Source organism: Arthrobacter agilis, from assembly GCF_002953615.1.
GTDB lineage: Bacteria > Actinomycetota > Actinomycetes > Actinomycetales > Micrococcaceae > Arthrobacter_D > Arthrobacter_D agilis_B.
This window is the reverse complement of record NZ_CP024915.1, coordinates 809,479-823,595: the sequence shown is the minus strand read 5'-3', so window position 1 is coordinate 823,595 and position 14,117 is coordinate 809,479. Positions and strand designations below refer to the sequence as shown.

13 protein-coding genes, 1 tRNA gene and 1 pseudogene are annotated in these 14,117 nt (G+C 69.0%); 2 read left to right on the top strand and 13 right to left on the bottom strand.

What is annotated here, in order from left to right; genetic code table 11:
* The 5 genes from CVO76_RS03980 to rpsB all read right to left on the bottom strand — a co-directional run.
* The coding region (locus CVO76_RS03980) for a phosphatidate cytidylyltransferase (RefSeq protein WP_208740764.1) at nt 1–771 on the bottom strand (771 nt) is incomplete at its 3' end.
* Entirely contained in the window at nt 771–1,328 is a 558-nt protein-coding gene (gene frr, locus CVO76_RS03975) for a ribosome recycling factor (protein ID WP_133082166.1), read from the bottom strand. The genes frr and CVO76_RS03980, both read right to left, overlap by 1 nt.
* Nucleotides 1,329–1,447: 119 nt before the next feature.
* Nucleotides 1,448–2,188, bottom strand: a complete 741-nt coding sequence (gene pyrH, locus CVO76_RS03970; protein WP_133082165.1) for a UMP kinase — start codon at nt 2,186–2,188, stop codon at nt 1,448–1,450.
* 167 nt (nt 2,189–2,355) lie between these two features.
* Complete coding sequence (gene tsf / locus CVO76_RS03965) at nt 2,356–3,192, bottom strand: translation elongation factor Ts (protein ID WP_208740762.1); 837 nt, start codon at nt 3,190–3,192, stop codon at nt 2,356–2,358.
* A 135-nt stretch (nt 3,193–3,327) separates the two neighbouring features.
* Complete coding sequence (rpsB, locus tag CVO76_RS03960) at nt 3,328–4,272, bottom strand: 30S ribosomal protein S2 (RefSeq protein ID WP_133082163.1); 945 nt, start codon at nt 4,270–4,272, stop codon at nt 3,328–3,330.
* A 217-nt stretch (nt 4,273–4,489) separates the two neighbouring features.
* Between rpsB and CVO76_RS03955 the strand changes: the two are divergent.
* Nucleotides 4,490–5,176, top strand: a pseudogene (locus CVO76_RS03955) (peptidoglycan DD-metalloendopeptidase family protein); the annotation flags it as partial.
* A gap of 141 nt (nt 5,177–5,317) precedes the next feature.
* Here the strand turns inward: CVO76_RS03955 and CVO76_RS03950 are convergent.
* From CVO76_RS03950 to CVO76_RS03920, 7 genes are all read right to left on the bottom strand, one after another.
* The gene (locus tag CVO76_RS03950; protein WP_208740760.1) at nt 5,318–6,508 is read right to left on the bottom strand and encodes an acyl-CoA dehydrogenase family protein; all 1,191 of its coding nucleotides are present in this window, start codon (nt 6,506–6,508) and stop codon (nt 5,318–5,320) included.
* 202 nt (nt 6,509–6,710) lie between these two features.
* Nucleotides 6,711–6,784: transfer RNA gene (locus CVO76_RS03945), tRNA-Ile, on the bottom strand.
* 64 nt (nt 6,785–6,848) lie between these two features.
* Nucleotides 6,849–8,096, bottom strand: a complete 1,248-nt coding sequence (locus CVO76_RS03940) for a glycosyltransferase (RefSeq protein WP_208740758.1) — start codon at nt 8,094–8,096, stop codon at nt 6,849–6,851.
* Between the two features lie 48 nt (nt 8,097–8,144).
* Nucleotides 8,145–9,020, bottom strand: coding sequence for a DMT family transporter (locus CVO76_RS03935; RefSeq protein ID WP_208740756.1), 876 nt, complete (start codon nt 9,018–9,020; stop codon nt 8,145–8,147).
* Entirely contained in the window at nt 9,008–9,631 is a 624-nt protein-coding gene (locus CVO76_RS03930; protein WP_133082290.1) for a CDP-alcohol phosphatidyltransferase family protein, read from the bottom strand. Before CVO76_RS03930 ends, CVO76_RS03935 begins: the two co-directional genes overlap by 13 nt.
* A gap of 112 nt (nt 9,632–9,743) precedes the next feature.
* Nucleotides 9,744–10,553 (bottom strand): phage holin family protein, encoded by an 810-nt coding sequence (locus CVO76_RS03925; protein WP_208740754.1) that lies wholly within the window; start codon nt 10,551–10,553, stop codon nt 9,744–9,746.
* 140 nt (nt 10,554–10,693) lie between these two features.
* Entirely contained in the window at nt 10,694–12,127 is a 1,434-nt protein-coding gene (locus tag CVO76_RS03920) for a sugar porter family MFS transporter (RefSeq protein ID WP_208740752.1), read from the bottom strand.
* A 293-nt stretch (nt 12,128–12,420) separates the two neighbouring features.
* Here CVO76_RS03920 and CVO76_RS03915 point away from each other — a divergent pair, with 293 nt between their 5' ends.
* The gene (locus CVO76_RS03915; protein ID WP_133082157.1) at nt 12,421–13,650 is read left to right on the top strand and encodes a multidrug effflux MFS transporter; all 1,230 of its coding nucleotides are present in this window, start codon (nt 12,421–12,423) and stop codon (nt 13,648–13,650) included.
* 108 nt (nt 13,651–13,758) lie between these two features.
* On the opposite strand, the gene CVO76_RS03910 is transcribed toward CVO76_RS03915, so the two are convergent.
* Nucleotides 13,759–14,117: DUF2867 domain-containing protein (locus CVO76_RS03910; protein WP_208740751.1), on the bottom strand; the 359-nt coding region annotated here is incomplete at its 5' end.

The window sequence follows — 14,117 nt, the reverse complement described above, 5'->3', positions numbered from 1 at the left end:
GCCGATGGACCCGCCGAAGCCCTCCCAGGACTTCTTGGGGCTGATCTTCGGCGCCATGGCGTGCTTGCCGAAGAACGCGCCGATCAGGTAGCCGAACGTGTCGTTCGCGACCACGAGCAGCAGCAGGGTGGCGATGACGAGGAAGCCGCCCTCGGCCCGCATCAGCAGCATCGCGAAGCTGAGCATGAACGGCACCCACAGCACCGTGAAGGTCCCGGCCATGAGGCTCTTCGCGGCATCGGGCGCCGGATCGAGTGCCCGCCACAGGAAGAGTCCGAGCACGGAGAAGACGGCGGCCACGGCCAGTCCCTCCGCCCCGCCGAAGTAGGCCGAGAACGGAAGGACCAGGGCGCCGGCCAGGGTGGGCACCAGGGGGACGCGGATGCGCCGGAGTTCGAGCGCTCGGCAGATCTCCCACACCCCGACCGCTCCGAACAGGGTCACGATGCCCACGAACACGATCGGGAAGAAGAACAGACCCGCCAGGACGGGGACCAGGAGGCCGGCGCCCACACCGATCGCGGCGGGCAGGTTGCGGCCCGCACGCGACGGCTGCCCCGGCTCCCTGATCGGCCGGCGGCGGCGGAACAGGCCGCTCGTCGACCGCCGGTCCCGTCGCGCCGCACGGGTTCCGGCGGTGGAACGCGCCGGGACCTCCGCGTCCGTCGGCGCGGCGCCGGTCGCGACGACGACGGCGCGGGTGTCGTCTGTCCCGGCGGCGGGTGCTGGTGTGTGCCCGTTGCCCGCGCCGGGACGATCGAGGGCTGCCATCAGACCTCGAGCAGCTCGGCTTCCTTGCGCTTCAGCAGCTCGTCGACGAGATCGACGCGGGACTTCGTCAGCGCGTCGAGTTCCTTCTCCGCACGCGAGCCCTCGTCCTCGCCGGAGTCGCCGTCCTTGACCGCCTTGTCGATGCCGTCCTTCGCCTTGCGCCGGATGTTGCGGATGGAGATCTTGGCATCCTCGGCCTTCGTCTTCACCAGCTTCACGTATTCCTTGCGGCGCTCCTGCGTCAGCTCGGGCAGGACCACGCGGATCACGTTGCCGTCGTTGGAGGGGTTCGCGCCGAGGTCGGAGTCGCGCAGGGCCCGCTCGATGTCGTTGAGGGCGGTGCGGTCGAAGGGTGTGATGAGCAGGGTGCGGGCTTCCGGGTTCTGGAAGGACGCCAGCTGCTGCAGGGGGGTGGGCGCGCCGTAGTACATCACCACCACCTTTGAGAACAGCGACGCATTGGCGCGGCCGGTGCGGACCGTCGCGAAATCGTCCTTTGCAACCTCCACGGCCTTGTCCATCTTGTCGGTGGCTTCCAGCAAGGTCTCTTCGATCACAATGTCTCCTTCGCTCTGCAGTCGGCTGCACGGCAACCGTTCCAGTGGTTCATCCTAGTTCACGGGGGTGCGGTGCCCCGGCGCGGGCAGGGCGCCGTTGCCCCGTCCGCACCCAGCCGCTAGGCGGTGACGATGGTGCCGAGCTTCTCGCCGCGGATGGCCCGGGTCACGTTGCCCTCGCCCTCCATGCCGAACACCACCATGGTCAGGTTGTTGTCCTTGCACATGGTCATCGCGGTCTGGTCCATCACCCGGATGTCCCGTCGCAGGGCCTCGTCGTAGGAGAGGGTGTCGAGCTTCTCCGCCGTCGGGTCCTTGTGCGGATCCGCGGTGTAGACGCCGTCCACCCCGCTCTTCGCCATCAGGACCTCGTCGGCATGCACCTCGAGTGCGCGCTGCGCCGCCACGGTGTCGGTGGAGAAATAGGGCAGGCCGGCTCCGGCACCGAAGATGACCACGCGGCCCTTCTCGAGGTGGCGGATGGCGCGGCGCGGGATGTACGCCTCGGCGACCTGGCCCATGGTGATGGCGCTCTGGACCCGCGTCTCGACGCCCGCCTGCTCCAGGAAGTCCTGCAGCGCGAGGCAGTTCATCACGGTGCCGAGCATCCCCATGTAGTCGGCGCGCGAGCGGTCCATGCCGCTCTGGGAGAGCTCCGCGCCGCGGAAGAAGTTGCCGCCCCCGACGACGATCGCGACCTCGACGTCGCCGACGGTCGCCGCGATCTGCTTCGACACCGACCGCACCGTCTCGGGGTCCACGCCCAGCTTGCCACCGCCGAAGACCTCGCCCGACAGTTTCAGCAGGACGCGGCGCCGGCCCCCGGTGCCACCCGTCCGTGCAGTGGAAATGGTGTCCATGAAGTGCCTCCCGGGCGTAGTACTGGGGGCCGTGCCTGACCGGACGGCCGCTGGTGCGGGGTGTGGGATGTTGCCGGACCCGTTACAGGATACGGTGCGCCTCCCGGGCGCAGGAAAGGGCGGCCACCTCGAGGCGGCCGCCCTTTCACCGTGCTGGGGCCGAAGGGCTAGGCTCCGACGCGGAACCGCGCGAAGGCCGTGGCCTTGGCGCCGGCGTCCGCGAGGACCGTGGCGACGGACTTCTTCGCGTCCTTGGCGAATGCCTGGTCGACCAGCACACCCTCCTTGAAGAAGCCGGTGAGGCGTCCTTCGACGATCTTCGCCAGGGCCTGCTCGGGCTTGCCCTCGGCGCGTGCGGTCTCGTCGGCGATGCGGCGCTCCGACTCGACGAGCTCGGCGGGGACGTCCTCGCGGGTCAGGTAGGTGGGCGAGTACGCAGCGATGTGCACCGCGACGTCGTGCGCGGCCTCGACGGCCCCGTCCCCGGAACCCTCGACGGCGAAGAGCACGCCGACCTGGGCGGGGAGGTCCTTGGACGTCTTGTGCAGGTAGGCGTCGACGATTTGGCCCTCGACACGGGCGATGCGACGGACGTCGACCTTCTCGCCGAGGAGCGCACCCGCTTCGATGACGTGCTCGGAGACGGGCTTGCCCTCGAGCTCGAACGCCAGGAGCGTCGCGACGTCGGCTGCACCGGATTCGATCGCGGCGGCGAGCACCTTGTTCGAGAAGTCGATGAACGGGCCGGCCTTCGCGACGAAGTCGGTCTCGCAGTTGACCTCGACCATGACGCCGACGGTGCCGTCGACGCGAGCGGCGACGAGGCCCTCGGCGGTCGAGCGGCCCTCGCGCTTCGTCGCGCCCTTCAGGCCCTTGATGCGGATCAGTTCCAGGGCCTTGTCGGCGTCGCCGTTGGCTTCGTCGAGCGCCTTCTTGACGTCCATCATGCCGGCGCCCGTGCGCTCGCGCAGGGCCTTGATGTCAGCGGCAGTGAAATTTGCCATATGAACTCCTAAGTTGATGTGGATCTACGAAGAGCTTCCGCGGGCCTCGGCCCGGGGTACGGACGTTCCGCGACGAACATCCGCGGAACATGCGTAAGGGGCGTGGTTTCACCCACACCCCTTACGCACCGGGAACTACTTGGTGTCGTCTGCCGCGGCTTCGGTGACCGGAGCCACTGCTTCGGGGACTTCCTCGGCGATCGGCGCCTGCAGGCCTGCAGGGGCTTCGTCGGCGGCGGGGGCTGCTGCCTCGGGCGCGGCGGTCCCGGCCTCGGGTGCTGCGTCCGCCTCGGGAGCGGTCGCGGCGTCGGCGTTGCCCTGGAGCAGTTCGCGCTCCCACTCGGCCATCGGCTCTTCGGCCGCGGCGGCTTCCGTGCCGTTGGCACGGTTGTTGCGGGCGATGAGGCCCTCGGCCACGGCGTCCGCGATGACCCGGGTGAGCAGGTTGACGGCGCGGATGGCGTCGTCGTTGCCCGGGATCGGGAAGTCGACCTCGTCGGGATCGCAGTTGGTGTCGAGGATCGCGACGACGGGGATGTTGAGCTTCTTGGCCTCGTCGATCGCGAGGTGTTCCTTCTTGGTGTCGACAACCCAGACGACCGAGGGAGCCTTGGTCAGGTTGCGGATACCACCGAGGTTGCTCTGCAGCTTGGTCAGCTCACGCTTGAGGAGCAGGAGCTCCTTCTTGGTGTGGCCCGAACCGGCGACGTCGTCGAAGTCGATCTCTTCGAGTTCCTTCATGCGCTGGATGCGCTTGGAGACCGTCTGGAAGTTGGTGAGCATGCCACCGAGCCAGCGCTGGTTGACGTAGGGCTGGCCGACGCGGGTCGCCTGGTCGGCGATCGCTTCCTGGGCCTGCTTCTTCGTGCCGACGAAGAGGACGGTTCCGCCGTGGGCGACGGTGGCCTTGACGAACTCGTGCGCGCGGTCGATGTAGCCCAGCGACTGCTGGAGATCGATGATGTAGATGCCGTTGCGCTCGGTGAAGATGAACCGTTTCATCTTCGGGTTCCAACGGCGGGTCTGGTGACCGAAGTGGACGCCGCTGTCGAGCAGCTGGCGCATGGTTACGACTGGCATGTCTGCCTTTCTTCAGCTCCGGCTCAGGCGCAGTGCGCTGCCGGCAGCTTGTTGACGGTTGTCTCAGTACCGGCCGGGGTGGCCGATACATCCTGGTGCCTGTCCGTCGTCGTGGACGTCCCCTCCTCCACCGGACTGGACCGGACCGCAGGGCGGGAACTTCGGCGCCCTCGATGGGCACTGAATCGCAGGCACGCGTAGTCAGCCTGGCGGTCCCATGCCGCGACGGTGCCGGGGGCACGAAGGGAGTGGGAGCAGCAGACTGCTGATGCAAGTGTACTACAGGCGCAGGGCCGGATCCGGCTCGCGCGGACGGCCGGACGGGCGACCGGTCGTCCACATAGACCCCCGGGCCGGTCCGCGCGGACCGGCGCTCCGGCAGGGTCGGGGCATGGACAGCCATCCCCCGCCCCCGGCCGCGTCTTCCGCCGGATCACTGCCGGGCAGGCGTGGACGCCGGTCCCGTCGGGCCGGCCGGTCGCGGCTCGCGCTCCTGGCCCTGCTGCTGGCGACCCTGTCGGTGGGCGGCTCCGGTCTTCCCGCCGCCCCGTCGACGGACCGCGCCACTGGCGCACCGTTCGTGCCGGAGTGGGCCTGGCCACTCGAGCCGCCCCCGGAGGTCCGGCGCCCGTTCGAGGAACCTCCGCAGAAGTGGAAGCGCGGCCACCGCGGCGTCGACCTCGTCGCCGGCGGTGCCGGCACCACCATCGTGAGCCCGGCGGACGGCGTCGTGTCCTTCGCCGGGACGGTGGTGGACCGGGGCGTGCTGTCGATCGACCACGGCGACGGCAGGGTCAGCAGCTTCGAGCCCGTCACCACCGGCCTGGGAAAGGGTGAGCGGGTGCGCAGGGGCGACACCGTGGCCATCCTGTCCGGATCCGGGGTCGGCGGACCGGCGGCCGGGCACTGCGGCGACCCCTGCCTGCACTGGGGCGTCCGCGTCCACGGCGACTACGTGGACCCGCTGGCCTTCGTGACGGACCGGCGCCCCTCCGTGCTCCTCCCGCTGCACCGTCGAGCGGCGCGGGCGCGGGCCGAGGACGGACTAGACGAAGGCGGCCATGCCCGTGATCGCCCGGCCCGCGACGAGCGTGTTGATCTCCTGGGTGCCCTCGTAGGAGTAGATGGCTTCCGCGTCGGAGAAGATCTTCGCCATCTCGTAGTCCGCGACGATGCCGTTCCCGCCGAGGATGTTGCGCCCGGCCGCGACGCTCTCGCGCATCCGGGCCGTGGTGAAGGCCTTGGCGAGGGCGGACTGCTCGTCCTTGGCCTTGCCCGCGTCCTCGAGCTGGGACAGGCGGACCATCATCCCCATGGAGCTCATCGCGTTGCCGAGGATCTGGACGAGCTGCTGCTGGATGAGCTGGAAACTGGCGATGGGCCGGCCGAACTGCTCACGCTCCACGGCATAGCGGCGCGCCACGTCGAAGGCGGCGAGCTGCTGGCCCACGGCCTGCCACCCGACGGCGAGCCTCGTGACCTTCAGGACCTTGTTGGTGTCCCGGAAGCTGTTCGCACCCTTGAGGTGGTAGTCGTCGGAGACGACCACGTCGTCGAGCACAATGTCGGCGTTCTCGACGGTGCGCAGCGCGATCTTGTTCTCGATCTTGGTCGAGGTGAATCCGGGGGTGGTGGTGTCCACCAGGAAGCCCTTGACCTGGTTGTCGGCGAGGTCCCGCGCGTAGACGACCACCCAGTCGGAGAAGGTCGCGTTGCCGATCCAGCGCTTGGCGCCGTTCAGGACCCACGAGCCGCCGTCGCGGCGGGCCGTGGTGCGCGTCCCGCCTGCAACGTCGGAGCCACCGAGCGGCTCCGTCAGGCCGAAGGCGCCGATCTTCTTCAGGGCGTAGATGTCCGGGAGCCATTCCCGCTGCTGCTCCGGGGAGGCGAGGGCTTCGATGGATCCGGTGAACAGGCCGTCGTGGACCCCCAGGAAGGTCGCGAACGACGTGTCCGCCCGGGTGAACTCGGCATGGGTGATACCGGCGAAAAGATTCGAGTAGCCCTGCCGGTGGACGGGGCTCACCGGGTCCAGCTCGGCGATCCGAGGGATGAGCTCCTTGGGGAACGCGCCCTGGTTCCACCACCCGACGGCGTGGGGGCGGACCTCGCGGGTGAGCCAGGCGCGGATCTCGGCCAGCCGGGAACGCTCCTTGTCGGACAGCAGGTCCTCGAAGGCGTAGAAGTCGCCGCCCGGGTACGGCAGGTTGTTGACATCGATCGACGTCTTGCTCATCGGATCCCCTCACTCTGGTCGTCGGTGACCAGCACGCTCCACGCTGACGGTGGCGCGCACGCGGCACGCTCTGCACCCTATGTTACCCGTGAGTAACTTAGTGCGCCAGTGAGTCCGACCGGAGCGGACGGGCACCGAACGACGGATGCGCCACCGCCCGGAAGGAGGTGACGCATCGCATCGGCCGTCATCGACCCGAGGGTAGGGCTGCTGGGGCTTGAACCCAGGACAAACGGATTATGAGTCCGCTGCTCTAACCAGCTGAGCTACAGCCCCCAGGAGCACACTGCTCCCGCAACGCCGGTTCCCGGAACTGATACCCGGGCACCGGACGCAGGTCTCATTGTAGGCGGACCGCATCGAGCCCGGTGTCCTCGGCGACCGCGGAGCCGCCGGGGAGATCCCCTGCGGGAAGGGTCCCGTAGTACAGTCCCTCGAAGGTGGCCAGCGTGACGTCGATGTCGTGCTTGCCCACCAGGGCGCGGCTCGCCGCCCCCATCTTCTGCTGGTCCTCGCGGGACATCTCGAGGATCTCCGTGATGCGCCGGCCCAGGTCCGCCGAGTCGCCGGGCGCGAACAGGAATCCGTTCTCGCCGTCGGACACCAGGTGCGGGAGCGCCATGGCGTCGGCGAGCAGGACCGGGGTGGATGCGGACATTGCCTCGAGCGTCACGAGCGACTGCAGCTCGGCGGTACCCGGCTGGCAGAACAGCGACGCACGGATATAGCTCTTGCGCAGTTCGTCGTCGTCGACGAGCCCCCGGAAGGTCACGCGGTCGCTGATGCCCAGCCGGGCTGCCTGCGCCTGCAGCGCGGGCTTCACCTCGCCCCCGCCGACGATCTCGAGGTGGACTTGCAGGTGTTCCGGGGTTCTGGCGACGGCATCGATCAGCACGTCGATGTGCTTCTCCTCCGCGAGGCGCCCCACGAAGAGAACCGTGGGATGGTCGTGCGGCTCGATGCTCTCGCCCGGCTGGAGCTCGTACGCCGACGAGTCGATCCCGTTGGACACGGGGAGCACCTCGGTCAGGAACGCGTGGTCGTGCATGGCCTTGGCCGCCAAAGGCGTGGGCGTCGTGACGGCGGCCGCCTTGCCCATGACCTTGCCCATGTCCTTCCAGGAGTTCTTCGCGATGACCCTCTTCAGCCACCCGGGGAACGGCAGGAAGGGATTCAGGTTCTCCGGCATGAAGTGGTTCGTGGCCACCACGCGGATGCCCCGCTTCACGGCTTCGTAGAGGGTGTACTCCCCCACCATGTAGTGGCACTGGATGTGCACGACGTCGGGCTGGACCTGGTCGAAGAGCAGGCTGATGTCACGCTTGATCTCCCACGGGTAGCAGATGCGCCAGTAGTCGTGCGTGGGGACGCTGTGCGAGCGGAGGCGGTGCACCGTCCAGTCCCCGCCCGGTTCGGTGAAGCTGCGGCCGTTGGAGTCCCGGGGCGCGAGGACGTGCACGTCGTGTCCACGCCCCGTCATGCCCTTCGCCAGCCGGTAGCCGAACTGGGCTGCGCCGTTCACGTTGGGCGGGTACGTGTCCGCCGCGATCAGGATGGTCAGGGGCTTGTAATCAGCCGGGTAACTCACGCGTGGATCCCCTACGTCGGTGTGCTGGACGGAACTGCAACGGGTCTGTCAGCGCTGTCGCTTCACGACATCGGGATGATGGCGGGACAGCGCGATGACCCCCACAATAGCAACGAGGGCCGCCGCGCCCATGCCCAGCGCGGTCACCGTCTGCACGTCCGGCTGGAGTTCGTCGAGGATGGTGATGCCGACGGCGATCCCGACGATCGGGTCGATCACCGTGAGTCCCGCGATCACCAGGTCGGGCGGACCCGTGGCGTAGGCGCTCTGCACGAACCACGATCCGAGGGCCGCTGCCGCGACGAGCGCCACGACGGTCAGGACCGGGACGTTGAGCAGGAAACGGCCGTTCGGGTCGAGCAGATGACTCGCGACGACCTTGGTCAGGACGGCCACGAACCCGAACAGCACGCCGGCCCCCAGGATGTAGGCGAAAGCATTGAGGCGGTGCCTGCCGAACACCGCGAGGGAGCCGAAGAGCACGACGGCGGATCCGAGCAGCAGCACCACGGAGAGTTCCTGCGCGGGATCGATGGCATGGTTCGCCCGCGTGACGTTCACGGCGAGCAGCACGAACAGCGCACTGCCTGCGACGCACGCGCTGATCGCGGCGACCGTCGGCCGGTTGATGCGGATGCCCTGGTCCCGGGAGTTGACGATCGTGGTGATCACGAGCGCTATCGCTCCGATCGGCTGGACCACCGTCAGGCTCGCCAGGGACAGGGCGACGACGTTCAGGGCCGTGCCCGTCCCCAGCAGGAAGAGGCCGAGCAGCCAGCGCGGGTTGGCGAGGAGCCTCGCGAGTCCGGACGAGCTGAGGGACAGGCCGCCCGTGTTCGCCCGGACGGCGCTGCCCTGCCGCTGCGCTCCGAACGCGAGGAAGACCGCGCCGAGCAGCGCGAGCGTGATCGCTAGGACGGGCACGACTGCTGCTCGGCCCGCTCCAGCCGGTACTTTCGATGGGCGGCCCGGAAGTAGGCGACGAACGCGACGAGGTGCAGCACGCACCCGGCCGCGAGCAGCCCCTGCGCCACGGCGAGGATCCAGGCGTGCCCGAATCCCTCGACGCGGTGCAGCAGGAGCAGGGGGGCTCCGACGAGGAGCAACGCCGTGCGGACCTTTCCGACGGTGGCCACGGGCAGATGCAGGGGGCCGCGGAACAGCACCAGTGCGTTGATGATGAGGATGACGTCGGGGACGACGATGGTCCAGACGAGCCACGCGGGGGCGATGCCGTCCACCACGAAGGTGACCGCGATGACGATCAGTGCGGTGCGGTCCGCCACCGGGTCGAGCCACTTGCCGACGGTCGACACCTGGTTGAAGCGCCGGGCGACGTAGCCGTCCACCCAGTCGGTGGAGCCGACGACCACGAGGGTGAGGACGGCCGCCCCGTAGCGCTGCTGGGCAATGAGGAGGACGAACAGCGGGACGCCGAGGAACCGGACGAGCGTGATGATGTTGGGCAGGGTCCATGCCGTCGAGAGAACAGTCCCCTCGCTGCCGGGCCGTGTCCCGGCCCCGATCAATCGCATCACCCGTGCCTCCCCACCCCATTATGCAGGCCGGCGGCCGCTCTCCTGCGACTCTCCCCGCGTGCTGCGGGTCGGATCACGGGCGGGCGGCCGCCGTCGGATCTGCCTGGTACTACCTGCTGAGGAGCCTGCGCAGCAGCACGAGCAGGGCCGCGACGGAGGCGGCGAGGACGCTCAGCGGCTTCCAGCGGTCGGCGAGGCTCGTGTTGTGGGGCACGTCGCGGCGCACCGCGACGGCGGCGACCGCTCCGTCGCCCTTCGAGCCGTCCGATGCCGCACCGCTCTGGGGCGAGCGGTGCCTGCCCTTGCCGAAACGTGACGCGATGTCCACGCGGGCGCCGAGGGAATCCCGCGCCTCGGCGATGTGGGTGCGACGCTCGCCCGAGCGGCCGCGCAGTTCCTCGTACGACGGCGTCGGCTCCTTGGGCTTGGTGTCCTTGGCGACGTCGTCCTTGCCCGACGTGTCGTCCTTCGGCTTCTTGACGTCCAGGGTCGCGGGGTCGAAGCTGCGGCCCTCCTTCAGCACGCCGAGATCGTAGCGGATACCGCGGATGGCGTCCTGCGGCACCAGCGGGAGCTGCTTCTTCAGGCGCGACACACCGATCAGGGCGAGGATGCCGGCGAGCACGAGGAACAGCAGGGCCACCAGCAGGGCGGCCAGCCAGGCCGGCATGATCTCCGCGAGGCCCATGATGGCGGCGACGACGAGTGCGACGGCGAAGAACAGGACGAGGACGAGTGCGACCACGAGGAACACGGCGGCGATTCCCGCCTTGATCCCCTTCTGCTTCATCTGCTCGAGTGCGATCGAGAACTCGTCGCTGACCTGTCGCGGCGTCAGGCGTGCCAGGAGCCTGAGGAGTCCAAACAGCGAGAGCGAGCCCGTGGACCGCTTGCCGCGCGTACTAGCCGAGCTGTTCATAGGCCCTGCCTCCATTCGTGTGGATCTTGCTGGAAATTCGCTGAACCAAAATTACCACCGGGCGGCTGCCCGGGTTCCGCCACCCGGCGGCCCTGCTGATGCGGGACCGCAGGGCTCCCGGTGCGCTAGTGCCGGCGCCCTCAGGCGGACGTCAGCTCCGCGTTGTCCTCGAGGTCCTTGCCGGCGAACTCGGGGAGCCTGGTCCGGACGAAGACGAAGGAGAGGATTGCGAAGACCGTGAACGCCGCGTACATCGTCCAGAGGCCGAGGTTCTCGCTGACCCACGGGAAGGTCAGGGTGACGATGAAGTTGAAGACCCAGTTGACCATCGTGGCGACGCCCAGCGCGATCGACCGGATGCGGTTCGGGAACATCTCGCCGAGGGTGACCCACATGACCGGGCCCCACGTGGCCGCGAAGAAGATGACGAAGAGGTTCGCGCCGACGAGCGCGATGGGCCCCCAGGCGCCGGGGAGCGTGATGTCCTCGCCGGATCCGTCGGCCTGCAAAAAGGCGAGAGTCGCGGCGAGGAGCCCGACGGCCATGCCGACCGAACCGATGAGAAGCAGTCTCCGCCGTCCGACGCGGTCGACGAAGAAGATCGCGACGAAGGTCATGGCGACGTTGATGATCGAGGTGATCACGGACGTCGTGAAGGAGTCGCCCTCGCTGAAGCCGACCGACTTCCAGAGCGTCGTCGAGTAGTAGAAGATCGCGTTGATGCCCACCAGCTGCTGCAGTGCCGCGATGGCCATGCCGATCCACAGGATGGGCTGCAGGCCGAAGGCCGGCCCGCGGAGGTCGCGGTAGCTCGCCCGGTCCTCGCGCTCGAAGCTCTCCCTGATCTGCCGGATCTTGCCGGTGGTGTCCCCGACTCCGGAGACCCGCGACAGGATGCGCGCGGCCTCCTCGTCCCGACCGGCCCGGATGAGGAACTGGGGGGATTCGGGGATGATCAGTGCCAGGACCCCGTAGACGACCGCCGGTACGACGCCGACCAGCAGCATCCAGCGCCAGGCGGACAGTCCCCACCAGAGTTCGCCACCCGCGCCTCCGGCGGCGTTCGCGAGCGAGGCGTCGGACAGCAGGGCCGCGAAGATGCCGATCGTGATGGCCAGCTGCTGCACCGATGCCAGTCCGCCCCGCCACTTGGAGGGTGCGATCTCCGCGATGTAGCCGGGGACGATCACCGAGGCGATGCCGATCGCGAGGCCGCCGACGAGGCGCCAGGCCATGAGGTCCCATTCGGAGAAGGCGTATGCCGAACCGGCGGAGTTGACCGCGAAGAGGATGGCCGCCGCGACCATGACCTTCTTCCGACCCCACCGGTCGGCGAGGCCTCCGGCGAACCAGGCGCCGGCAGCGCAGCCGAGCAGCGTGATGGCCACCGTGAAGCCGAGGACACTGGCGCTCAGGTCGAAGTCGGCCTGGATGGAGTCCACCGCACCGTTGATGACGGCCGTGTCGAAGCCGAACAGGAGCCCTCCGACGGCGGCCGCGACCGTGATCCCGATGACCCGTGCGAGGTGCCGTGGTGACTGCCCTGTGTCCTGGCCGGTGTCGTTCGCGCTCATGTTCCGTTCTCCCTGCTCGTTCCGTCCTCCTCACCCTACGTCAATCCGAAGCGTGCTTAGCAGCGATTCGCCAGCGCTCGTACGGGCCCGCCTCCTGCCCGGAGGGTTGACGGGCGGCATAGGATGGCAGGGTCATTGATTCGCCGCAGCAACCAAATACTCCCTTCCGGGAGGCTGGTCGCACAGCAGGGCCGCTCCGCCGTCGTCGCCGGGCCGCCGCCGCGGTCGATGCCGTCCCCGCACCATCACGTCCTCGTCACCCGGCAGCACGTCCCGTTCCGTTAGGCAGCATCTTGAGCACCATTTCCCACCCCGGCGACACCCTCTCCCGCCGCGAGAAGATCATCTACGTCTTCATCCTCGGCACCCTGACGGCCCTCGGCCCCTTCACGATCGACCTCTACCTCCCCGCCTTCCCCGCACTGCGGTCCGACCTCGGCGTCTCCGAGGCCGCGGTCCAGCTGACCCTCACCGGGACGATCATCGGTTTCGCCGGCGGCCAGCTCCTCGTGGGCCCCCTCAGCGACAAGATCGGCCGGCGCCTCCCGCTCATCCTCGCGACCACGCTCCACGTCGGAGCCTCCATCGGTGCGGCGTCCTCCGAGGACATCACCATGCTGATGGTGTTCCGCGTGCTGCAGGGCATCGGCGCGGCAGGCGGCGGCGTGGTGGCGATGGCCATGGTGCGGGACCTCTTCGGCGGCTACACCCTGGTGCGGATGCTCTCCTACATGGCACTCGTCAACGGGATGGCTCCCATCTTCGCCCCGGTGATCGGCTCGCAGCTTCTCCTGCTGTTCCCCTGGCCCGGCATCTTCTGGTTCCTCGCGTGCTACGGCGTGCTCGTGATCCTCGCGGTGTCGCTGTTCATCATCGAGACCCTGCCCCGGGAGAACCGCCGGCGGTCCGGGCTCACGGTCGTGCAGCGCTACCGCGCGGTGCTCGGCGACCGGATCTTCATCGGCATCCTGCTGGTCGGCGGCATGAACTTCTCCGGGCTCTTCTCCTACCTGTCCGCGTCGCCGTTCCTCTTCCAGGGGCCGTACGGGCTGAACGAGCAGCAGTACGGCCTGCTGTTCGCGATCAACTCCCTGGGTATCGTGGCGGGCGTCCAGATCAGCTCGCGCGTCCTCAGGCGCGTCGGTCCGCAGTGGGTGATCGCCATGGCCACCGTGGTGCAGCTGGTCATGGCGCTGCTCATCATCGCCTTCGACCAGTTGGGCCTCGGGTTCTGGGGCACTGCGCTCCCGCTCTGGTTCTACATCATGGCGACGGGCTTCATCTTCCCCTGCGTCCAGGTCCTCGCACTCATCAACAACGGGGCCCAGGCCGGGACGGCCGCCTCGCTGCTCGGCGCGGTGACCTTCGGGACGGCGGGTGTCATCTCCCCCCTCGTCGGCCTGCTGGGCGAGGGCATCGAGTCGGCAACGCCGATGGCGCTGGTCATGGCCGCCTGCATCGCCCTCGCCGTGACGTTCCTCTGGGTCGTCGTCCGCCCGAGGACGGTGCCGGCCCTGCAGTGACGCCGGCCGATGCGCCGCGCTGTGGCGCCCGCATCGTGCGGAGGACACCTGCAGGGGCCCGCACGCCGCCGCCCTCCTGCAGCCTGCGCACGGGGCGGGAGGAGGCGGTCAGGCCGCTGCGGACTCCGGTTCCGCGTCCGCAGGCAGTGCCTCTGCCGCCTTGGCGATGTTCCGGGCCATCGCCGTGAAGATGAAGCCGTGGAACGGCAGTACCGCGAGCCAGTAGAGCCTGCCCGAGAGGCCCTGCGGGAAGAAGACCGCCCGCTGGTAGTAGGAACTGCCGGAACCGTCCGGCGCCACCCGGAACTCCAGCCAGGCACGGCCGGGGACCTTCATCTCGGCGCGGAGCCGGAGCCGCTCGCCCCGGACGAGTTCCTCCACCCGCCAGAAGTCGAGCGCCTCCCCGGTGAGGAGTTCCTTCGCGTCGCGTCGGCCACGCCGCAGGCCCACGCCGCCGGCGAGCTTGT